This is a genomic window from Brevundimonas sediminis (assembly GCF_048799765.1).
In the GTDB taxonomy this organism is placed as follows: domain Bacteria; phylum Pseudomonadota; class Alphaproteobacteria; order Caulobacterales; family Caulobacteraceae; genus Brevundimonas.
The window spans coordinates 207,611-228,846 of the sequence record NZ_JBLYQK010000002.1; the positions used below are offsets into that span (position 1 = coordinate 207,611).

General features: G+C 67.0%; 16 protein-coding genes, 1 tRNA gene and 1 pseudogene. 14 read left to right on the top strand and 4 right to left on the bottom strand.

From position 1 onward, the window contains the following. Positions 1-165: 165 nt before the first annotated feature. The 14 genes and pseudogenes from mutM (at position 166) to gyrB (ending at position 18,230) form a co-directional block, all read left to right on the top strand. Positions 166-1,029 carry a bifunctional DNA-formamidopyrimidine glycosylase/DNA-(apurinic or apyrimidinic site) lyase gene (mutM, locus tag ACLQ7T_RS02515; protein WP_420477981.1) on the top strand — a complete coding sequence of 288 codons (864 nt, stop codon included), beginning with the start codon at positions 166-168 and terminating at the stop codon, positions 1,027-1,029. Positions 1,030-1,185: 156 nt separating this feature from the next. Beyond that, a complete protein-coding gene (locus ACLQ7T_RS02520; RefSeq protein ID WP_420477982.1) occupies positions 1,186-1,722 on the top strand; it encodes a DUF1697 domain-containing protein in 537 nt (178 codons plus the stop codon). A 137-nt stretch (positions 1,723-1,859) separates the two neighbouring features. Next, complete coding sequence (locus ACLQ7T_RS02525) at positions 1,860-2,318, top strand: hypothetical protein (protein ID WP_420477983.1); 459 nt, start codon at positions 1,860-1,862, stop codon at positions 2,316-2,318. 147 nt (positions 2,319-2,465) lie between these two features. Continuing rightward, positions 2,466-3,251 carry an enoyl-CoA hydratase-related protein gene (locus ACLQ7T_RS02530; RefSeq protein ID WP_420477984.1) on the top strand — a complete coding sequence of 262 codons (786 nt, stop codon included), beginning with the start codon at positions 2,466-2,468 and terminating at the stop codon, positions 3,249-3,251. A gap of 190 nt (positions 3,252-3,441) precedes the next feature. Beyond that, positions 3,442-6,621: a type ISP restriction/modification enzyme gene (locus ACLQ7T_RS02535; RefSeq protein WP_420477985.1), complete on the top strand. Its 3,180-nt coding sequence runs from the start codon at positions 3,442-3,444 to the stop codon at positions 6,619-6,621. Between the two features lie 220 nt (positions 6,622-6,841). Beyond that, positions 6,842-6,943 (top strand): annotated as a pseudogene (locus ACLQ7T_RS02540) (hypothetical protein); the annotation flags it as partial. A gap of 196 nt (positions 6,944-7,139) precedes the next feature. Beyond that, positions 7,140-7,577, top strand: a complete 438-nt coding sequence (locus ACLQ7T_RS02545; protein ID WP_420477986.1) for a restriction endonuclease — start codon at positions 7,140-7,142, stop codon at positions 7,575-7,577. A 64-nt stretch (positions 7,578-7,641) separates the two neighbouring features. Next, a complete protein-coding gene (locus ACLQ7T_RS02550) occupies positions 7,642-9,546 on the top strand; it encodes a BCCT family transporter (RefSeq protein WP_420477987.1) in 1,905 nt (634 codons plus the stop codon). A 130-nt stretch (positions 9,547-9,676) separates the two neighbouring features. Beyond that, positions 9,677-9,946 carry a 30S ribosomal protein S20 gene (gene rpsT, locus ACLQ7T_RS02555; protein WP_420470365.1) on the top strand — a complete coding sequence of 90 codons (270 nt, stop codon included), beginning with the start codon at positions 9,677-9,679 and terminating at the stop codon, positions 9,944-9,946. Between the two features lie 445 nt (positions 9,947-10,391). Further along, positions 10,392-11,864, top strand: coding sequence for a chromosomal replication initiator protein DnaA (gene dnaA / locus ACLQ7T_RS02560; protein WP_420477988.1), 1,473 nt, complete (start codon positions 10,392-10,394; stop codon positions 11,862-11,864). A gap of 228 nt (positions 11,865-12,092) precedes the next feature. After that, positions 12,093-13,211, top strand: coding sequence for a DNA polymerase III subunit beta (gene dnaN / locus ACLQ7T_RS02565; protein ID WP_420470363.1), 1,119 nt, complete (start codon positions 12,093-12,095; stop codon positions 13,209-13,211). Beyond that, the gene (locus ACLQ7T_RS02570; RefSeq protein WP_420477989.1) at positions 13,208-13,660 is read left to right on the top strand and encodes a hypothetical protein; all 453 of its coding nucleotides are present in this window, start codon (positions 13,208-13,210) and stop codon (positions 13,658-13,660) included. Before dnaN ends, ACLQ7T_RS02570 begins: the two co-directional genes overlap by 4 nt. After that, positions 13,657-14,781 (top strand): DNA replication/repair protein RecF, encoded by a 1,125-nt coding sequence (gene recF, locus ACLQ7T_RS02575; RefSeq protein ID WP_420477990.1) that lies wholly within the window; start codon positions 13,657-13,659, stop codon positions 14,779-14,781. Before ACLQ7T_RS02570 ends, recF begins: the two co-directional genes overlap by 4 nt. 1,010 nt (positions 14,782-15,791) lie before the next feature. Continuing rightward, positions 15,792-18,230: a DNA topoisomerase (ATP-hydrolyzing) subunit B gene (gyrB, locus tag ACLQ7T_RS02580; protein WP_420477991.1), complete on the top strand. Its 2,439-nt coding sequence runs from the start codon at positions 15,792-15,794 to the stop codon at positions 18,228-18,230. A 34-nt stretch (positions 18,231-18,264) separates the two neighbouring features. Here the strand turns inward: gyrB and ACLQ7T_RS02585 are convergent, their stop codons facing one another. From ACLQ7T_RS02585 to ACLQ7T_RS02600, 4 genes are all read right to left on the bottom strand, one after another. Next, on the bottom strand, positions 18,265-18,702 hold the full coding sequence (locus ACLQ7T_RS02585; protein WP_420477992.1) for a surface-adhesin E family protein: 438 nt from the start codon (positions 18,700-18,702) through the stop codon (positions 18,265-18,267). A 70-nt stretch (positions 18,703-18,772) separates the two neighbouring features. After that, complete coding sequence (locus ACLQ7T_RS02590) at positions 18,773-19,927, bottom strand: DNA cytosine methyltransferase (protein ID WP_420477993.1); 1,155 nt, start codon at positions 19,925-19,927, stop codon at positions 18,773-18,775. Between the two features lie 194 nt (positions 19,928-20,121). Next, positions 20,122-20,901, bottom strand: a complete 780-nt coding sequence (locus ACLQ7T_RS02595; RefSeq protein WP_420477994.1) for a hypothetical protein — start codon at positions 20,899-20,901, stop codon at positions 20,122-20,124. A 252-nt stretch (positions 20,902-21,153) separates the two neighbouring features. Further along, positions 21,154-21,230: transfer RNA gene (locus ACLQ7T_RS02600), tRNA-Arg, on the bottom strand. Positions 21,231-21,236: the final 6 nt, after the last annotated feature.

A 21,236-nucleotide genomic window follows, 5' to 3' on the forward strand; every position in this document is an offset into this window, starting at 1 on the left:
GATGGTCCCCGGACCCTGCCTGCCTGACTCGTTTGTCGGCGGCGCGAAGGGCCGACGGCGGTCCTGTGGCGGTTTCGCGTCGCTGCGGTTGAGGTTCGTCCGGCCCCGCCCTGAATGCGGCCGACCCCCGTTCCCACAGGCGTCGGGCTGGTCTAGGCAGGCGTCATGCCTGAGCTTCCCGAGGTCGAGACCGTCCGCCGCGGACTGCAGCCGGTGCTGGAGGGCGCCCGGCTGGACCGCACGCGCCAGAACCGGCCCGACCTGCGTTTCCCCTTCCCCGACCGCTTCCCGGAACGGCTGGACGGCGCGGTGGTCGAGCGGATCGACCGGCGGGCCAAATATCTGCTGATGCGGCTGTCCACCGGCGAGACCTGGGTCACCCACCTCGGCATGACCGGCCGCTTCACCCTCGACGGCCGCCAGCTGGGCGAGTTCGAGGAGCCCGCCCCCATCGCCGGCAAGCATGAGCACATGAGCTTCTGCGCCACGAAGGACGGCGCGACCCACCGCGTGGGCTTCGCCGACGCCCGCCGCTTCGGCTTCATGGGCCTGATCCCCACCGATCAGGTCGAGGCCCATCCGTGGTTCGCGGGCATGGGGCCCGAGCCGCTCGGCAACGCCTTCTCCGGCGCCCACCTGTCCGAGGTGTTCGCGGGGCGCAAACAGAACATCAAGGTCAGCCTGCTGGACCAGCGCCTCGTCGCCGGTCTGGGCAACATCTATGTCTGCGAGGCCCTCTACCGCGCCCGCATCTCGCCTCTGACCGCGGCGGGCAGGGTGTCGAAACCCCGTCTCGAAATCCTCGCCGCCAGGATCCGCGACGTCCTCAACGACGCTATCGAGGCGGGCGGCTCGACCCTGCGCGACTTCGCCAACGCCGAGGGCGGACAGGGCTATTTCCAGCACCGCTTCGACGTCTACGGCCGCGAGGGCGAGCCCTGCCGGGGCGAAGACTGCACCGGCGTCGTCAAACGCATCGTCCAGTCCGGCCGCTCGACCTTCTACTGCCCGTCCTGCCAGAAGCGGTGACGGGGAAGTGGCTAGTGATTAGTGGGTGGCGGCCGCGAGCGCCGGTGCGAAATGATCAGGCGCGACAGCTGATCCAGCGATCCACTAATCACTAGCCACTAACCACTTCCAGTCCGAGATCTTCGAGCCCGTCCCACCACCGCCAGAGGGCGCCCCATGCACCGCATCATCCTCTTCCGCGGCATGAACACCGGCGGCGTCCGCGCGCCCGTCGGCGAGCAGCGGGCCATGGCCGAGGCCATGGGGCTGAAGAACCCCCGCACCCTTCAGGCCAGCGGCAATCTCGTGGTCGAAAGCGCTCTCGCCACCGACCGGCTCGAGGCCGACATCGAGGCCGCGATGGAGAAGACCTTCGGCCTGAAGATCGTCGCCATGGTCCGTACCCCCGACCAGTGGTCAAAGCTGATCGCCGCCAATCCCTTCCCCAAGGAGGCCGTCGCCCATCCGGCCAAGGTCGTGGCCATGGTCATGAAGGACGGGATCAGGCCCGGCGCCCTCGACGCGGTCCAGGCCCTGTGCCGCGACGGCGAGGCGGTCAAGGCCGTCGACGGCGTCCTCTGGTTCTGGTTCCCCAACGGCCAGGGCGGCTCCGAGATCTTCAAAAAGGCCACGCCCCGCATGCTCGGCATGGGGACGGGGCGGAACTGGAACACGGTGCTGAAACTGGCGGAGATGGCGGCTGGGAAAGGGTGATTGGTGATTGCGGCCGCTTGGATCGTCCTCTGATCTTTGGACGTCGGGCCCACCCAACCACCAATCACCAGTCACCAATCACCTCCCATCCGCTATCGTCCGACCCCGACCATCCACCACCCAAGGCCGCCCCGCCCATGCGCAAGACCCACCTCTGGATCAGCCTGATCGTCGGCGTCCTCGTCTGGGGTGCCTATTTCGCCCACTTCCTGAATGTGATGCGGGATGGTCACCTGTTCCCGATGATCCTCTCGTTCCTGGGGGCGCTGGCCACCGTCGTTGTCGCCGAGGTGGTGGCGACGGGCCTGATCGGCTGGCTGTTCCGTCGACGCATGCGCGCGCTGGACGACGGACCGACCCTGAACGCCGCGCTCAAGGCCAGCCACGTCTCCCTGATGGCCGTCATGGTCATGATGATGGCCGCCGCAGGCGCCCTGGTCCTGGCCGCAGGGTTTGGCTGGCGGCCCGACATCTTCTTCGAGCGACAGGGCTTCGCGCGTCTGGCGGTCATCGCCGCCAACGCCCTGCTGGCCTTGGTGGTCATCGCCGAGCTGCTCCGCGCGGCCCTGACCCTGGCGCTTCTGCCGAGACGGTGATCCACGCCAACAAGGGCGGAGCCCGGCCAGTGGTTGGTGGACAGTGGTTAGTGGGTAGCCGGGCTCATCGACCGTTGCACCGTCATCCACTAACCACTAGCCACTAACCACTTTCAGCCACCACTCTTCGCCGCCGGAGCTCAACCGATGGACACCTACGCCAACCTCCTGATCGAGCGTCACGACGACGGCTATGCGGTGGTCACCCTGAACCGGCCCGAGGCGCTGAACGCCCTCAACTCGGCCCTGTTCAAGGACCTGGCCGACGTCCTCGATGCGGTCGAGCATGACGACAGCGTCCGCTGCCTGATCCTGACCGGCTCGGGCGACAAGGCCTTCGCCGCCGGCGCCGACATCAAGGAGATGGCGGACCAGTCCTACGCCCAGATGTACAAGGGCAATTTCTTCGCCCTGGGCCACGACCGCGTCACCCGCTTCCGCAAGCCGATCATCGCCGCGGTCAACGGTTTCGCCCTGGGCGGCGGCTGCGAGCTGGCCATGCTGTGCGACTTCATCATCGCCAGCGACAAGGCCAAATTCGGCCAGCCCGAGATCAACCTCGGCGTCGCCCCCGGCATCGGCGGCTCCCAGCGCCTGACCCGCCTGGTCGGCAAGTCCAAGGCGATGGACATGGTCCTGACCGCCCGCATGATGGACGCCGCCGAGGCCGAGCGCGCCGGCCTCGCCAGCCGCGTCTTCCCCCACGACGACCTCCTGACCGAGGCCCGCAAGATCGCCGCGAAGATCGCGAGCCAGAGCCCGCTGGCCGTCATGGCCAACAAGGAAATGGTCAACGCCGCGCTGGAAACGACCCTGACCCAGGGCGTCCAGTTCGAACGCCGCCTGTTCCACTCCCTCTTCGCCTTCGACGACCAGAAGGAAGGCATGGCCGCCTTCGTCGAAAAGCGGAAGCCGAGCTTCACGGGCCAGTAAGCGCGCCCCGTCTCCTCCCCGTCGCCCCGCGACGGGGAGGGGACCGCGCGACGCCCGCAGGGCGCCGCGGGGTGGAGGGGCGCCGGCCCCAGGCGCAAACCCGCAGACCCCGCTTGCAACGTCCGGGCGAACTAAGCCAAGTGGCGTTAGCTGCGTGCTAATGTGTGCTCAGCTCGTGGGGGCGGAAGAAATGCAGATAGATCAGTATTTGGCGAAGGTGCAGGCGCAGTATCAAAGCGGCCAAGCCACCGAGCATAGCTACCGCCCTGCGCTCAATGAGCTTTTCCAGAGCATCGATCCGGCGCTGACGGTCATCAATGAGCCTAAACAGTCGGAAGGCGGCATGCCCGACTTCATGTTCCAGCGCGACGGTGTGCCCATCGGCTGGGCCGAAGCCAAGGACATCGACAAGGACGTCATCAAGCTCAAAGGCTACTCGATCGAACAGCGCAAGCGGTACGAGAAGGCCTATCCGAACCTGCTCTACACCAACGGCGTGGACTTCGAGTTCATCCGCGACGGAGAGCCGATCCACTTTGTCTCAATCGCCGACTTCCTCATGGGCTTCCAGCCCAATCCGGAGAAGTTTGAAGAGCTGGAGCGGCACCTTCGGCTGTTTGCCGAGCAGAAGCCGATCAGTATCCGATCCGCCGCCAGGCTGGCTGAAATCATGGCGGCCAAGGCGGCGATCATCAAGGACGAGATTGGCATCGCGCTGGCCGAAGATCCCGAATACCGCTCCGGCCTCGGCGGACAGTTCAAGAGCTTCAAGGCCAACCTCCTGCCTGCGCTGGAGCCTGACGAGTTCGCCGACATCTACGCCGAAACGATTACCTACGGCATGTTCGCGGCCCGTTTCCACGACGACGACCTGACCACCTTCAGTCGTCAGGAGGCGCTTGAGAAACTGCCCGCCTCAAACCCCTTCCTCAAGGGCCTGTTCGAATACGTCGCCGGTCCGGGCTTACCCAAACGCCTGACCTACATCGTCGATGATCTGGTTCAGGTCATGCGCGCCAGTGACCCGCAGTCCCTCTTCCGCGACTTCGGCAAATTCACGGCTCGCAACGACCCCTTCATTCACTTCTACGAAGACTTCTTGGCCGCCTATAACCCGAAGAAGCGCAAGAGCCGTGGCGTTTGGTACACGCCCGAGCCGGTTGTCGACTTTATCGTCCGCGCGGTGGATGACGTGCTGAAAACAGAGTTCGGCTTGGCCGACGGCCTAGCCGACACGTCCAAGGTGATGATTGATTGGGACACCGGCCAGAACGACAAGAAAGGCAAGCCGGTCACCGAGAAGCGCGAGGTCCATAAGGTTCAGGTCCTGGACCCCGCCACCGGCACCGGCACCTTCCTAGCCAAGGCGGTTCAGCTGATTTCCGACCGAGTTAAGAAGCGCGCGCCGGGTAAATGGTCCGGCTATGTCGAACAGGATTTGCTGCCCCGTCTGCACGGATTCGAACTGCTAATGGCCAGCTACGCCATGTGCCACCTGAAGCTGGACATGCAGCTGACCGAGAGCGGCTATAGACCCAGCGCCAAGCCGCCACGTCTATCGGTCTGGCTCACTAATTCTCTTGAGCCGGCCGAACGCGAGGTCCGCGATCTCTTCTTCCCGCCGCTGGCAGAGGAAGCGCGCGGGGCGAGTGAAGTGAAGCGCCAAGCACCAATAATGTGCGTAATTGGAAATCCACCGTATTCTGTTAGTTCTTCCAACCACGGTCAGTGGATAAATAGCCTTACTGCGCAGTACAAACGTGATCTTAATGAGCAAAATGTCCAACCACTATCGGACGATTACGTTAAATTCATGAGGCTAGCGCAATATTTCATTGAAAATAATTCATATGGCGTCGTGGGGTTTATCACCAATCACAGCTATATTGACGGCATAATCCATCGCGCTATGCGCCATGACATGCTGAAAGCGTTTGATCATATCCACATACTCGACCTGCATGGCAGCGCACTGAGGGAAGAGCGAGCGCCGGAGGGGCGTGGAAACGAGAACGTATTCGACATCCAAGTCGGCGTTTCGGTCATCTTGGCGGTGAAGACTAGCGACAGCGTTGCCGATGCTACCGTCACTTATAACGAGCTCTGGGGTACGCGCGCGCAAAAGGGCGAAGAGCTGTTCCTGAGGACAATTGATCGCGACGAGGGCCGCGTCGAGGTCCATCCCCTTCCATTTAATTTCTTCCGCCCGCTGTCGAAGCGGATCAAGCAGTACGCGCGACACAGCTTTTCGCTCGGCGATGCCTCGATTCTCAAATCGTCGGGCGTCAAATTCCGTAAGGACCCGCTACTGGTGAAGCGGCATTTCGAGACGGAATCTGTGCGGAGGATGGTGGCGGACATGGCGACGCTGGATGGCTCGGCCCTGTTGTCTAAGTATGGCATCGAGGAGACCAAAGACTGGCGCATCGAGCAACAGCGCGCGAACTTCGTCCCGTTCCGGCCTGACGCCATTCGACCCGTCAATTATCGAGTATTTGATCGTCGTTATACTTATTATCCTGTCGAGGCGGTTAACCGCATCATTCCGCGCGGCGATGCGAGGCTGGCCTTGACCAGTCACCTTATCGACCATGACAATATGTCACTGATGACAATGCGGCAGACGGTGACCGACGACTATTCCTATGCCTTGGTAACCGATGAGATCGCGTGCCACGGCACCTTCTATCTCGGCAACAAAGGCCAAGATTATGCCATCCCGCTATATGTCTATCCCACGCGCGACGCGCGGCAGGGGACGTTTGAGCAACGCCGTATCAACCTCGAGCCCAAGCTCTACACCGCCATCTGCACGGGCGCTGGAATAGACCCCTCTGATCAGGCGGGGCCGGACGACGACTTCCGCGCCGCGACGGGCGACGCTCGGCCCAGCGAGGTCAAGGTGTTTGACTACATCTATGGCGTGCTGCACTCGCCAGACTATCGCGCGACCTATGCCGAGTTCCTCAAGATCGACTTCCCGCGCATCCCCTATCCGCCGTCGCCGGACGTATTCCGCCACGTCAGCGATAAGGGCGAGCAACTGCGCCGCCTCCACCTTATGGAGACGCCCGCCATCGGAGAGACGCCCTATCCCTATCATGGCGATGGCGACGACGTCGTCGCGGCGGGCTATCCCAAGTTCGAGGGTGGCAGGGTATACATCAACCCGGAGCAGTATTTCGACGCCGTGCCTGAGATCTCATGGAGGTTTTTGATCGGCGGATATCAGCCCGCCCAGAAGTGGCTTAAGGACCGACGCGGTCGGGCACTGTCTTGGGACGACACCGGCCACTATCAGAAGATCATCAAGGTCCTGCTCGAAACGGACCGGATCATGAAGCAGATCGAGTTGCCGATAACCAGCTAACGCGAACTCGCTCTGCTCGTGCTTGAGGTTGGCGTCCCGCGTCCGGACGGGACCTTCGCCGAGAAGTGCGCGTCGTAACGGAAGGGTAGATCATGGCCACCATCACCGACCTCCCCCCCCCCCCCCCCCAGAAGCCTTCATGTGGCCGATGATCGAGCGGCTGAAGGCGCATGGCCGGTCGATGAGCAATGCCTAGATGCTGGAGGACGTGGCCCAGCACATGGGTCTCAGCGAGGAGGTGCTCGCCGTCCGGGTGGGCAAGTTCAGTGAGCTGGCCGTGGCCCGGCGGCTGGGCTTCGCCCGCAGCTGGCTCAAGCTGGCGGGCGTGGTCGACAACAGCCAGCGCGGCGTCTGGACCCTGACGCCCGCAGGCGCGGTCGTTACCCCGCCCGAGTTCGCCGAGACGATCCGGCAGGTTCAGGCAGCTACAGCCGAAAGGTCCGCGAGGCCCGGGACCAGGCGCCGGAGCCCGGGAGCGTTGCGGGGGAGACGCGTCCGGCGAATGGAAGGACCAGCTCATGGCCCTCCTGCTTGCGCTCGACCCCGCCGCCTTCGAACGCCTCTGCCAGCGCCTCCTGCGCGAGTTTGGCTTCATCAAGGTCGAGGTGACCGGCAAGTCTGGCGACAGCGGCATCGACGGCACCGGCGTGCTGCGCGTCAATCTGCTGTCCTTCCACGTCCTGTTCCAGTGCAAGCGCTACTCGGGCTCGGTGGGGGCAGGGGCGGTGCGGGACTTCCGGGGCGCCATGGTTGGGCGGACGGACAAGGGGCTGATCATCACGACGGGGACCTTCACGGCTGACGCCCGGCGCGAGGCGACCCGGGACGGCGCGCCGGCCATCGATCTGGTCGACGGCGACGCCCTGTGCGACCTGCTCAAGGATCGCGGGCTGGGCGTGACCGTCAGGATGGTCGAGGAGGTGACCGTCAACGAGGCGGCTTTCGCCGACTTCTGACGGTCCCCCATCCTCTTTTCACCCGCCCCCGGGAACCCTCCCGCAACGGCGACGCTTGAGCTCCATGCTCAAAGCCAAGATGAACCCCCGCGTCTTCTGGGGGGCGAGCCTGATTATCGGGCTGCTCCTCCTTCTCGCCCTGATCGCCCCGGGCACCTCGGACCGGATCTTCCAGGCCGCCCAATCCTGGGTGATCGAAACCTTCGGCTGGTTCTATATCGCCGCCGTCGCCGGCTTCGTCGGCCTGGTGCTGGTGCTGGCCCTGGGGCCGACCGGGCGGCTGAGGCTGGGGCCCGACGACGCCGAGCCCGATTTTCCCTACCTGTCCTGGCTGGCCATGCTGTTCGCCGCCGGCATGGGCATCGGCCTGATGTATTTCGGGGTCGCCGAGCCGATCCAGCATTTCATCAGCCCGCCCGCCGAACAGGGCGGCACCTTCGCCGCCGCCCGCGAGGCCATGGGCATCACCTTCTTCCATTACGGCGTCCACGCCTGGGCCATCTACGCCCTGGTCGGGCTCAGCCTGGCCTTCTTCGCCCACCGCAAGGGCCTGCCCCTGACCCTGCGGTCGGGGCTGTCGCCCCTGCTGGGGCGGCGGGTGAACGGGCCGCTGGGCGATGCGGTCGACATCTTCGCCATCTGGGGCACGGCCTTCGGCATCGCGACGTCGCTGGGCTTCGGCGTGTCCCAGATGAACAGCGGCCTGTCCTATCTGCTGGGCATTCCCAACACCGCCTGGGTGCAGGTCGGTCTGATCGCCGTGGTCATGGCGGCGGCGACCCTGTCGGTGCTCAGCGGGGTGGGCAAGGGGGTCCGCCGCCTGTCCGAGCTGAACCTGACCCTGGCCGTCCTGCTGATGATCTTCGTGCTGGCGGTCGGGCCGACCGGCTTCCTGTTCAAGGCCCTGGTCCAGAATTTCGGCTTCTACCTCGACCATTTCTTCGAGCGCACCTTCACCCTGTACGCCTACGAGCCGCGGGCGTGGATGGCGGACTGGACCCTGTTCTACTGGGCCTGGTGGATCGCCTGGTCGCCCTTCGTCGGCATGTTCATCGCCCGCATCTCGCGCGGGCGGACGGTGCGGGAGTTCATCCTGAACGTCCTGCTGGTGCCGGCGGGCTTCACCTTCCTCTGGATGACGGTCTTCGGGAATACCGCCATCAGCCTCGACATGGGGGCGGCGGCCGGGGCCATTTCGCAGGCGGTGACGGCCGATCTGTCGACCGCCCTGTTCCACTTCCTGGAACAGCTGCCCGGGGCCGCCGTCACCTCCACCCTGGCGATCATGCTGGTGGCGGTCTTCTTCGTCACCTCGGCCGATTCCGGAGCCCTGGTCATCGACACCATCGCCTCCGGCGGGGCGGACGAGACGCCGAAATGGCAGCGCCTCTACTGGTGTCTGCTGCTGGGACTGGTGGCGGCCCTGCTGCTGCTGGCGGGCGGTCTGGGCGCCCTGCAGGCGGCCACGCTCGTGGCGGCCCTGCCATTCACCGTCATCATGATCCTGATCGCGATCGGGCTGGTGCGCCAGATGAACGCCGATGTGGCGGGGCGGACCCTGGAGACCGAGGCGCCGCCCCTGCCGGAGCAGCTCAAGCGCATCTTCTCGCCCGCCTCGCGCAAGGAGATCGACCGCCAGCTGGCCCGCGCCGGCGTTCCGGCGCTCGGGGGCGTTCGGGACGGCCTACTCGTCGAGGGGCTGGCCGCCGATGTCGCGGTCGACGGGGACGGCGTCTCGCTGACGGTCGATGTGGCCGGGGGGCGGGCCTTCCACTATCGGCTGGGCGCCGTTCGTCGTCCGCGCCCGGCCCTGACCGCCGCCGATGCGCCCGAGGGACGTCGGGTGATGGAGTGGCGGCTGTCCGCGCGTTCGGACGACGCCGGTCGCGCCCGCGACGTCACCGGCTTCACCCGCGACCAGCTGGTCGCCGATGTGCTGGACCACCTGCAACGCTGGCGGCGGGGATGAGGTCTCCCGCAAAACGAGTCAGAGTCCCGCTTGCCCGGGCCGACCCTTTCCGCTATAGCCGCGCGCTCTTGAGATTTCCGCACGCCGTGGACGTGAGCTCCGCGGCGTTTTCCGTTCGAAGGTTTGACTGATGGCCAACAATCCCGGCGCCAAGAAAGCGATCCGCAAGATCGCTGCCCGCACCGAAGTGAACAAGGCGCGCCGCACCCGCGTCCGCACCTTCCTGCGCAAGTTCCAGGAAGCGGTCACCGGTGGCGACGCCGGCGCCGCGAAGACCGCCTTCGTCGAGGCTCAATCGGAGCTGATGCGCGCCGTGTCGAAGGGCGTCGTTCACAAGAACACCGGCTCGCGCAAGGTCTCGCGCCTGGCCGCGCAGCTGAAGAAGATGACCGCCGCCTGATTTTCGGGCGCCGGACGGCCTTTTACGGGCCTGTCATGGTAAATATCAGCGATTTCAACGGCGAGGGCGCGCAAGCTCCCTCGCCGTTTGCGCGTGCGCCGGTAACCGGTTTCACGCCGAACGGCGCTCGCCTCTGTGGCGAAATCCGGATTTCCCAAGGCTGTGACGGCACTTGCCGGAGTCAACAATTTTAACTGCAAAATGAGTCTCGAATCAGCGTTGACCCGCCCTTCGCCGGGCGTAAGTTCAAGGGGCTGACGCACTTCCATCCCCACACGGATGAAGACGGCGCGGAACCCTGTTCTGCACCGGCGTGAGCCGTCTGATCGAGAGAACGACCCCATCCGGGCGGCGACACCGCTGCACCGGGCCGGAGAAGTCGTCCCTGCATCAGCCGGTTCAGAAGGGCGTCGCGTGATGGATTTTTGCGGCGGGTGGCTGACCGATGATGGGGAGCGCAATGATGGCGGGGATGACGGATCCGGATCGTATCTGGACCGAGGCGGCCGGACGGCTGCGCGGTGAGATCGGCGAGGGGGCGTTCAGCTCCTATATCGCGCCGTCCGCCGTGCGCGTGGACGGTTCGGGTCAGCTGATCCTCGTCACCCCGACCGCCTATGCCCGTGACTGGGTGCGCAAGAACGCCCTGCGCCGCATGAACGAGCTGTGGCTCGGCCTCGACCCGCAGGCCCGTCGTCTGGATGTCCGCTGCCGCGCCGAGATGGGCTCGGTCGCCCCGGCCTCCCAGGTCGCCGCCGGCCGCGCCGCGCCCCCGGCCCCGATCGCCGGCATGTCGGGCAATGTCGTGGCCATGCCCAACGCCTCGATGCCGATGGCCACGGTCGCCCCGGTGGCCGACGGCGCCCGCGCCGTGCGCGCCGCCGGTCTGCAGGACCGCCTCACCTTCGACAGCTTCGTGGAAGGACAGGGCAACGCCTTCGCCCTGGCCATCGCCCGTCAGGCCGCCGCCTGGGCCGACGGCCACTTCAACCCCATCTTCTTCTGCGGCCCCTACGGCTACGGCAAGACCCACCTGCTGAACGCCATCGCCTGGGAGGCCCAGCGCCTGCGTCCGGACGCCAGGGTGGTCTACCTGACCGCCGAACGCTTCCTGTCGACCTTCGTGCGCGCCATGCAGGACCGCTCGACCGCCGCCTTCAAGGACAGCCTGCGCTCGGCCGACATGCTGCTGATCGACGACGTCCAGTTCGTCGGCGGCAAGGCCTCGACCCAGGAAGAGCTGCTGTCCACGCTGACCGCCCTGATCGAGGACGGCAAGAAGATCATCCTCTCGGCCGACAAGCCGCCGATGGCCCTGACCGAGGTCGAGCCGCGCCTGCGCAGCTATCTGGCCTCGGGCCTGACCTGCCCGGTCGAGCCGGCGGATCGTTCGCTCAAGCTGGCCGTGGCCCGCAACCGCATCGAGGCCCTGTCGAAGCTGGGCGTCGTCTCGGGCGAGGTCCGTCCCGACGTGCTCGAGCATCTGGTCGATCGCACCCCCGGCTCGATGCGTGAGCTGGAAGGCGCCGTGAACACCCTGGCCGCCGTCGCCGCCACCCGCCTGTCGGCCCTGACCGTCGATGAGGCGCAAGGCCTGCTCGGCTCGGCCCTGCGCGGCGGCCCGGAGCGCCGCATCACCGTCGACGAGATCCAGAAGACCGTCGCCGATCACTTCACCCTCAAGCAGGCCGACCTGCTGTCGGAGCGCCGCACCCGTTCGGTCGCCCGCCCGCGCCAGATCGCCATGTATCTGTGCAAGCAGCACACGACCCGCTCCTATCCGGACATCGGTCGTCGCTTCGGCGGGCGGGACCACACCACGGTCCTGCACGGCGTCCGCAAGATTGAAGAGCTGATCGCCCAGGACGAACAGATCGCCCGCGACGTCGAGGCCCTGACCCGCAAGCTGCGCGGTTGAGCGCCTTCGGCGCGTGGTTGGTGATTGGTGGTTAGTGGATCGCGGTGGCGCGCGCCGGAGCCTGATCTGGCATCCGCCGGCGGTTATCCCGGCCATCCACTAATCACTATCCACTAATCACTTTCCGCCCGGCTGCTGGCCCCCGTTGCTCCGCCCGGCTAATCCGCTAGTGTCCGTACCCCATAGTTTACCGGCGGCTCTCGGTGAGTCGCCGTGGGGCGAGACGACATGCAACTGACCATCGAACGTTCCGCGCTTCTGAAGGCCCTCGGGCACGTCCAGAGCGTCGTCGAGCGTCGCAACACCATTCCGATCCTCTCCAACGTCCTGCTGTCGGCGGGCCGCGACAAGCTGAGCTTCGCCGCCACCGATCTCGACATGGAGATGGTCGACGAGGCCGACGCCACCGTGAACGTCGAGGGCCAGATCACCGCCCCGGCCCACACCCTGTACGAAATCGTCCGCAAGCTGCCGGACGGCGCCGAGGTGTCCCTGTCCTGGTCGGGCGACGACCCCCGCCTGCTGGTCCAGGCCGGCCGGTCGAAGTTCAACCTGCCGGTCCTGCCGGCCGGCGACTTCCCGGTCATGTCGACCGAGACCACGGGCGCCCGCTTCACCCTGGCCAAGGAAGACCTGGCCCGGCTGATCGACAAGACCCGCTTCGCCGTCTCGACCGAAGAGACCCGCTACTATCTGAACGGCCTGTACCTGCACACGGTCGCCGAGGGCGGCATTCCGCTGCTGCGCGCCGTGGCCACCGACGGCCACCGTCTGGCCCTGGCCGAGACCCCGGCTCCCGAGGGCGCCGCCGGCGGCCCGGGCGTCATCGTCCCGCGCAAGACCGTCGATCAGGTCCGCCGCCTGCTGGATGACGGCGCCGGCGCGGTCGAGGTCATGGTCAGCCCCCAGAAGATCCGTTTCGAGTTCGGCGAGGCCTCCCTGACTTCCAAGGTCATCGACGGCGCCTTCCCGGACTACATGCGCGTCATCCCCAAGGGGAACGACAAGCAGGCCGACATCGACAACAGCCTGTTCTCCAAGGCCGTCGACCGCGTCGCCACCATCTCGGCCGAGAAGAGCCGCTCGGTGAAACTGGCCTTCGAGCTGGACCGCGTCACCCTGACCGTCCGCAACATGGAAGCCGGTCAGGGCGTCGAGGAGGTCGAGATCGGCTACTCCGACGAACCGTTCGAGATCGGCTTCAACGCCCGTTACCTGCTGGACGTCGCCGGCCAGATCACCGGCGAGACCGCGGCCTTCAAATTCGCCGACCCGGCCAGCCCGACCCTCGTCCTCGACCCGGGCGATCCGGGCGTCCAGTACGTGCTGATGCCGCTGCGGGTGTGATCGAACAGATCAGCCCTAGTGGCCTTGCCGAGGCCCGAGAGACGCCGAAGGTTCTCTACGCGGTCAACTTCGTTCTCTCGGTGATCGGCGCGTTTCTGATCACCATCGCGACTGCGTACGAAAATCCGGGGTGGATGGTGTCGCTGCCGCTCCTCGGGCTGGCCGTGGGAAGCATTCTGTTCAACGCGACGGGGTTTGTTCGCCCCAAGCGGATCGACCTCACGTCCGAAGGTCTTCGCTATCGCCCCGTTTGGGGGCGAACGATGGCGGTGCGGCGGATGGACATCGCGGCCTTCGACACCTTCACGATCCGCTATGGGAGCGGCTTCGTCAGCCTTGAGACCAGGGCGGACCCGCTGACCGGACGAAGGGGCTCGAGGAAGGGGCTGGGCTTTTTCGGCATGGCCTTGGCCTTCGAAGCGTATCTCGAAGCCTGGCGTCAGTCTTGATCACATCCCTTACCCTCACCGACTTCCGCTCCTATGCGAGCGCGACCCTGCCCATCGCGGCGGGGTCGGTGGTGCTGCACGGGCCGAACGGGGCGGGGAAGACCAATCTGCTGGAGGCGCTCAGCCTCTTCACGCCGGGCAAGGGCCTGCGCGGCGCCACCGCCCCCGAGATGGGGCGTCGCGAGCCGGGCGAGACCGGCGGTCGCGCCTGGGCCGTCGCCGCCGTCCTCACCACTGATGGCGACGAGACGAAGCTGGGCACCGGCGTCCAGACGCCCGGCGCCGCCCGCCGCATCGTCCGCATCGACGGCGAGACCGCCCAGCCGGGCCGCCTGCTCGATCACCTGCGCCCCGTCTGGGCCACGCCCGAGCAGGACCGGCTCTTCTCCGACGCCCGCGCCGCCCGGCTGAAATTCTTCGACCGCCTGGTCTTCGCCGACCGGCCCGACCACGCCGCCGCCGTCTCCACCTATGAGAAGGCCCTGCGTGAGCGGTTGCGTCTGCTCACCGACGGCGCCGAGGGGCGACCGGCCGACCCGCTCTGGCTCGATGCGCTCGAGGTCCGGCTGGGCGAGGCGGGCGCCGCCGCCGCCGCCGCCCGCTCTGCCGCCCTGACTGTGCTCCAGTCGGCCATCGACGCCCGCAACGACCGTCCCTTCCCCCAGGCCGATCTCGGCCTGACCGGCGAGGCCGAGGCCATGGCCGCCTCGGGCGCCGGACCCGAGGCGATCGCCGCCGCCATCCGGGAGGGCATGGCCCGCTCCCGCGCCCGCGACGCCGCCGCCGGCCGCTCGCTCTACGGTCCTCACCGTTCCGACCTGACCGCCCTGCACCGCGAGAAGAACCGCCCCGCCGCCGAGGGCTCTTCCGGCGAGCAGAAGGCGCTGGTGCTGAACCTGATCCTCGCCCAGATCACCCGCCTGTCCGGCCAGGCCGCGGCCCCCGTCCTCCTTCTCGACGAGGCCCCCGCCCACCTCGACACGGCCCGTCGCGCCGCCCTCTTCGACGAGATCGAGGCCCTGGGCCTGCAGGCCTTCATGACCGGAACCGAGGCGGACCTTTTCGCCCCGCTGGCCGGCCGGGCCCAGTTCGTGAAGGTGGCGGACGGCGGGTTTTCCTGATCCCTTCTCCCCTTGAGGGAGAAGGTGGCTCGCGGAGCGAGACGGATGAGGGGTAAGCCGGCTTCAGGCTGGCTTTGGACTGTTCACCCTCAACCAGCCCCCTCATCCGAGCGGCTCCGCCGCCCACCTTCTCCCTCAAGGGGAGAAGGAAGCCTGTGCGTCCTCCAAAAATACGCAGAAGTTCACCTCGAACCCGCGCAATCTCCGTCGCCCAACTTCCTGATCTCCCCCACCAACATACCCGCGCCAGCGTCACGAAACTGGCTGCCCTTCCGCCCGCCCCATACTTCCCGCATCCCGTCGATGGGGAGGGCGTCGGATCCACGCTGCTCGACGACGGCGGGCTGTGGTGGAGCGATGAAGCCTGCGCGAGGGAGAGTGCAGGGGGCCTTGAGGGCGGGGATGGATCCCGTCCGCCTGCTCGCCGCGCGCTGTTGGACTGCGGGCCGCTGTCGGTCCCTGATGCACCTGTCATGTCCGCCCCGCGTCGGGAGCAGCAATGTTCCCGGCGGTGATCCGGCAAGGCCATAACGCAAGGCCGCCAGCCGGAGTGCGCGCGTACAAACGACCACGCGGGACGCTGATCTCGTCGAAACGGTAAATCTATCAAACCCCGGGCGAGGCCCGGCGTCCCGCGCCCTTCCCATCACCGCTTCGGCCGAAGCGGCGAAGACGCGTGCCCTGTCCTCACCTCTCCATTCGCCCCCAAGCGAGTGGAGAGGACAGATCGGCGCGTCAGCGACGATCAGGTGAGGGCGGCTCCGTCGGGGCCGGAGGAGTCTCGAACACCGGTGTCGGCGGGCCAATCACTCACCCCCTGCGCCGCCCCCACCTGATCGCTGCGCGATCTGTCCTTCCCATCGCCTTGAAGGGGCGATGGAGAGGTGAGCGCAATCGCCCCCGGAACCTCGCAATTTCCGGGATAATTCCTATATTCTGAGCCTTCCGGCGCGATACAGATTCGCGCCGTCTTCCGGGCCCTTCGCGGGGCCGCTTTATCGACCGATTTGATGACCGATCAGACCTCCGACGACGCTGTCGCCCCGGCCGAATACGGCGCCGACTCCATCAAGGTTCTCAAGGGCCTGGATGCCGTCCGCAAACGCCCCGGCATGTACATCGGCGACACCGACGACGGCTCCGGCCTGCACCACATGGTCTATGAAGTCGTCGACAACGCGATCGACGAGGCTCTCGCCGGTCACGCCGATCTGGTCGAGGTCATCCTGAACGCCGACGGTTCGGTCACCGTGACCGACAATGGGCGGGGCATCCCCACCGCCATCCACGCCGAGGAAGGCGTCTCGGCGGCCGAGGTCATCATGACCCAGCTGCACGCGGGCGGTAAGTTCGACCAGAATTCCTACAAGGTCTCCGGCGGTCTGCACGGCGTCGGCGTCTCGGTCGTGAACGCCCTGTCCGACTGGCTCAAGCTGGTCATCTTCCGCGACGGCAAACGCCACGAGATGCGGTTCGAGCGCGGCGACACCGCCGAGAGCCTCAAGGTCACCGGCGACGCTCCGGTGCGCACCGAAGGGTCGAAAAAGGGCGAGCTGTTGACCGGCACCCAGGTCACCTTCTTCCCTTCGCTGACCACCTTCAGCCACATCGACTTCGACCTGAGGACGCTGGAACACCGCCTGCGCGAGCTGGCCTTCCTGAACTCGGGCGTGGTCATCAAGCTGCGCGACGATCGCGGCGCCGAGCCGTTCGAGGAAATCCTCCACTATGAGGGCGGGGTCGAGGCCTTCGTGCGCCACCTCGACAAGTCCAAATCGCCCCTGCTCAAGGACGTCATCACCGTCCGCGGCCGCAAGGACGGCATCGAGCTGGACCTGGCCCTGTGGTGGAACGACAGCTACCACGAGACCATGCTGTGCTTCACCAACAACATCCCCCAGCGGGATGGAGGCACCCACCTGTCGGCCTTCCGCGCGGCCCTGACCCGGGTCATGGGCGGCTATATCGAAAGCGCCGGCGCCGCCAAGAAGGAGAAGGTCTCGGTCTCGGGCGAGGACGCCCGCGAAGGCCTGACCTGCGTCCTGTCGGTCAAGGTGCCGGACCCCAAATTCAGCTCCCAGACCAAGGACAAGCTGGTCTCGTCGGAAGTCCGCCCGGCGGTCGAAAACCTCTGTCAGGAAGGCCTCGCCACCTGGTTCGAGGAGCATCCGGCCGAGGCCAAGCTGATCGTCTCCAAGATCATCGAGGCCGCCGCCGCCCGCGAGGCCGCGCGCAAGGCCCGCGACCTGACCCGTCGCAAGACCGCGATGGAGATCTCGTCCCTGCCCGGCAAGCTGGCGGACTGTCAGGAACGCGATCCGGCCAAGTCCGAACTGTTCATCGTCGAGGGCGACTCCGCCGGCGGCTCGGCCAAACAGGCCCGCAACCGCGAGAACCAGGCCGTCCTGCCCCTGCGCGGCAAGATCCTGAACGTCGAACGCGCGCGCTTTGACCGCATGCTGTCTTCAGACCTGATCGGCACCCTGATCCTGGCCCTCGGCACGGGTATCGGCCGCGACGATTTCAACGCCGACAAGCTGCGCTATCACAAGATCATCCTGATGGCCGACGCCGACGTCGACGGCGCCCACATCCGCACCCTGCTGCTGACCTTCTTCTACCGTCAGATGCCGGAGTTGATCGAACGCGGCCACGTCTTCATCGCCCAGCCGCCGCTGTACAAGGTCTCCAAGGGCAAGCAGTCGCGCTACCTCAAGGATCAGGCGGACATGGACGCCTATCTGATCGAGGAAGGCTCGTCCGAGGCCGAGCTGGACCTGCCGTCGGGCGAGCGCCGCACCGGTCTGGACCTGCAGGCGCTGGTGCGCGAAGCCAAGGCCTTCAAGGCGGGCGTGGATCGTCTGTCGCAGCGGGCTCCGGCCTTCGCGGTCGAACAGGCCGCGCTGGCCGGCGTCTTCGCCGATGACGGCGGCGATCTGGCGCTTGCCGCGGACCGGCTGAACCTGTTCGCCGAAGAGGGCGACGGCGCGTGGTCGGGTGGGCCGGGCGCCCAAGGCGCGATCGCCTTCGAGCGCGTCCGCCGCGCCGTTTCGGAACGCATCGTGCTGGAAGAAACCCTGATCCGGTCCCAGGACGCCCGTCGTCTGGCCGAGCGCGCCGCCGCCTTCGAGGGTCTGTTCGACCGGCCGGCCGTCTTCCGCCGCAAGGACAAGTCGGTGACCATCCGCGGGCCGCTCGACCTGCTCGAAGCCGTCCTCGACGCCGGCAAGAAGGGCATCGCCATCCAGCGCTACAAGGGTCTGGGCGAGATGAACCCCGACCAGCTGTGGGAGACCACCCTGGACGTGAACGCCCGCACCCTTCTTCAGGTGAAGGTCGAGCACGCCGACGACGCCGACGATCTGTTCGCCAAGCTGATGGGCGACGTGGTCGAGCCGCGCCGTGAGTTCATCCAGGAAAACGCCCTGGACGCCGCCGTCGACGCCTGACGCCGCGTCGGCGTCAGGCGTCGCGACCGGACGACTACGGTCGTCCGGCTTCGGCGAAGGCGCGGATGCTGGGGTAGGTCGTTCCGGCGGAGCGAGAGCCGTCGCAGGCGATCTGCTTCAGGAAATCGGGCACGGTGTCGGGCCTCAACGGCTCCCAGGCCGCTCCCTCCTCGGGGTAGTCGCCGTCCTGGCTGCCGTCGGCGGCGAAGTCGGTGGCGCCTGCCGTCCGCCACTTCCGGCCGGCGCAGTCGAACTGGTAGATTTCCTCGCCGTGGGTCAGGTCGCCCGCCGGACCGCCCAGCGGGACGGACGCGGCGCGGATCGCGACAAACCCGCCCTCGACCGTGACGATGCTGTCGACATCGGCCAGATAGGCCCGCGTGCCCGTTCTCGAATAGGCATGCCAGTCCTCCGCCAGAACCGGCGTTGCGAACACCGCCAAAGCGGCTGCGGTCATAACTGCGAATTTCATCCGATCACCTCCCCGGAAGCCCGTTCACCATGATGCGCCTGCGCCGGCGTTTGGCAAGCGGCCGCGCGGGTCAGGCCGCGCACGCGGCCTTCGTCGGGGCCCGGGCCAGAGGCTCGAAAAGCGAACGGGCCAGGTGACGGACCACGGGAACCGCCACCCCGTCTCCGGTCAGCTTGCAGGCCGCGCTGTAGGACCCGGGCAGGGTGTAGTGGTCCGGCAGGCCCATCAGCCGCGCCGTCTCCCGCGCCGTCATCAGTCGCGACCGGACGCGCCCGTGCTCGACGATCACCAGGGTCTGACGGCTGGAGCCGCCGCCCGGCGTCCGCAGGCAACCCGCCATGTCGAACCGCACCTCTGCGCGCTGCACCTTGCGGCCCCCGGCATCCTTGCGGGTCCGGCGGAACAGGGCGCCGACCTGTCGGGTCGCCGAGGTTCGGGCCGCCTCAACCTTGGCCCGGTTGACCGGCGACATCATCTCCAGCAGCCGCGCGGTCTGGGCCTGATTGTGCCACTCCAGATGTGGGCCGTCCGTCTCGGTCAGTTCGGCCAGACTGGCCGGCGCCGCCTCGGGTTCGGGCAGTCGCCACCACAGCGTCCGCTCCCGCAGGTCGGCGGGCAGCCGCGCCACGGCGCGCCTCAGATTGTCCGGATGGAAAGGTCGTTCCGGCCCGTTCGCCAGCAGCGCCGGATCGATCTCCAGGTCGCCCCGGACCCCGACCACGAAAAGCCGGGGGCGGGATTGGGGCACGAACCGGTCCGCGCTAATCACGAGCGCCCCGAAGGCGTAGCCGGCCTCATCCCACGTCCGGCACAGGGTCTCGAAATCCCGTCCGCCACGTGAGGTCAGGGCCCCGCACACATTTTCGATGGCCACGATCCTGGGGCCGCGCCCCTCGCGGAGCAGGCCGCTGGCGAGGCCCCAGAAGGCGTGGAAGGTGCCCGACCGGGCGCCGCCCAGCCCCGCGCCGTTTCCGGCCAGCGACAGGTCCTGACAGGGGAAGGAGCCCCACATCAGGTCGGCCTGTCCCGGCAGGTCGGCGGGCGTAATCGCCCCGATGTCCCCGACCGCCAGCTCCTCCCCGCCCCAGTTGGCGCGATAGAAGGCGGCCTTCTGCGGGTCGATGTCGTTGGCGAAGGTGCAGGTCCAGCCGTGGCCCAGCCCGGCCCGCAGCATGCCGCCGCCGGCGAAGAACTCGTAGGCCTCGAAGGGGGGCGATTCGACCATCACGCCGGAGCATGCGGTCTCGGCGCGGCTCGGTCCATGGGTCAGGCCGTCAGGGCCTGTCGATCCCGTTCGAGGAAGGCCACGACGTCGCCGATCCGGGTCCGCGGGTTGAGGGTGTGCGGGTAGGCGTGGGCGGTGCGGTCTTTCGGTCGTTGAGGCTCATCAACTGGTCCCGGCGAGCCGTCTCCCTGTCCTCAGGAGCCCTGTCCAGCCGCCGCGATGTCGGGGTCGCAGTCGCCGTCGGACGCCCAGTAGACGGGGAGAGGCGTCGGGCGGGTTCCGTTGTCCGTCTCGATCGATAGGCGTTGCCTCGGGTTTGGGGGATCATACCGATCAAGGCCGCGGACCCCTGCCTGCGTGAGGATGCCGGCCGGGAACCAGACCCGTGTGTAGTCGCCTTCCGGCCTGAAGCGCGGCTGGCCCGGCGCCGGGTTCAGGACCGGGTTCTGGCGGATGTTCTGCAGGCGATAGGCGCACTCGAACAGCCAGGGCTGAAGGCCGGCCTTCGCCAGGAAGTCCCGGAACACGGCGTTCTCATTTTCAATCAGGGTGAGCTCAGCGGCGCTGAAATATTCGGGATTTTCCGAGGCCCACTTCCACGAGCTGATCGGCGTGCCGTGGAAGGTGGCGCCGACGAATCCATTATCCACCCGGTCCCGGGCCGCGGCCCAGACCAGCGAGCAACCGGACGCGCACTCCCCCGTCACCCGAACCCGGATCCCGCGATCCATCACCAGCTCTCCGAAGTGAAGGCTGGCGCGGACCGCGCCACCCTGGCTCTGCAGATCCAGGATGTCGTCCGGCTGGAGCAGACGAGAGACCCGCTCGACGTTCTCGTCGTCGATCGACTGGTGAAAGATGACGTAGTCAACGCGCCGGATGGTGGCGTCGCGCAGCCAGTCGTCGTCAGCAGAAGGCGGGGCGGGGGCGGGCTGCTGAAGCAGGAGCGCCGTAACCAGAAGACCAGCCAGCATACATCACCTCGCCGATGGGCGCCGCGCCCTGTGCGTCGGGCAGGTCCCCCTTGCTACGATGGGCGCGCGCGTATTGCGAGAAATGAGATGACGCACAACTGGGGCGGCGCCGGTGTCGCGGAGAGCCTCACCGGCGCGCGGCCGAGGGCGGCGGCCGGTCGAGCGCTGCCCCCACGACGCGCGCGGGGTTGGGGCGACGGCTTCAGATTTTCAGGGAAGGCTCGATCTTCCGATCCCGGAAGAAGGAGAGAGTGGCGCACCCGAAGAGATTCGAACTCCTGACCCTCAGATTCGTAGTCTGATGCTCTATCCAGCTGAGCTACGGGTGCGCATGC

Excerpts from the sequence above, each read along its gene's own strand:
- ACLQ7T_RS02590 (WP_420477993.1), bottom strand. The coding sequence starts at position 19,927 with ATGGTCGAATCGCCCCCCTTCGAGGCCTACGAGTTCTTCGCCGGCGGC.
- mutM (WP_420477981.1), top strand. The coding sequence starts at position 166 with ATGCCTGAGCTTCCCGAGGTCGAGACCGTCCGCCGCGGACTGCAGCCG.
- rpsT (WP_420470365.1), top strand. The coding sequence starts at position 9,677 with ATGGCCAACAATCCCGGCGCCAAGAAAGCGATCCGCAAGATCGCTGCC.
- ACLQ7T_RS02535 (WP_420477985.1), top strand. The coding sequence starts at position 3,442 with ATGCAGATAGATCAGTATTTGGCGAAGGTGCAGGCGCAGTATCAAAGC.
- ACLQ7T_RS02530 (WP_420477984.1), top strand. The coding sequence starts at position 2,466 with ATGGACACCTACGCCAACCTCCTGATCGAGCGTCACGACGACGGCTAT.
- ACLQ7T_RS02550 (WP_420477987.1), top strand. The coding sequence starts at position 7,642 with ATGCTCAAAGCCAAGATGAACCCCCGCGTCTTCTGGGGGGCGAGCCTG.
- ACLQ7T_RS02520 (WP_420477982.1), top strand. The coding sequence starts at position 1,186 with ATGCACCGCATCATCCTCTTCCGCGGCATGAACACCGGCGGCGTCCGC.
- dnaA (WP_420477988.1), top strand. The coding sequence starts at position 10,392 with ATGATGGGGAGCGCAATGATGGCGGGGATGACGGATCCGGATCGTATC.
- ACLQ7T_RS02525 (WP_420477983.1), top strand. The coding sequence starts at position 1,860 with ATGCGCAAGACCCACCTCTGGATCAGCCTGATCGTCGGCGTCCTCGTC.
- gyrB (WP_420477991.1), top strand. The coding sequence starts at position 15,792 with ATGACCGATCAGACCTCCGACGACGCTGTCGCCCCGGCCGAATACGGC.
- ACLQ7T_RS02595 (WP_420477994.1), bottom strand. The coding sequence starts at position 20,901 with ATGCTGGCTGGTCTTCTGGTTACGGCGCTCCTGCTTCAGCAGCCCGCC.
- dnaN (WP_420470363.1), top strand. The coding sequence starts at position 12,093 with ATGCAACTGACCATCGAACGTTCCGCGCTTCTGAAGGCCCTCGGGCAC.
- ACLQ7T_RS02545 (WP_420477986.1), top strand. The coding sequence starts at position 7,140 with ATGGCCCTCCTGCTTGCGCTCGACCCCGCCGCCTTCGAACGCCTCTGC.
- ACLQ7T_RS02585 (WP_420477992.1), bottom strand. The coding sequence starts at position 18,702 with ATGAAATTCGCAGTTATGACCGCAGCCGCTTTGGCGGTGTTCGCAACG.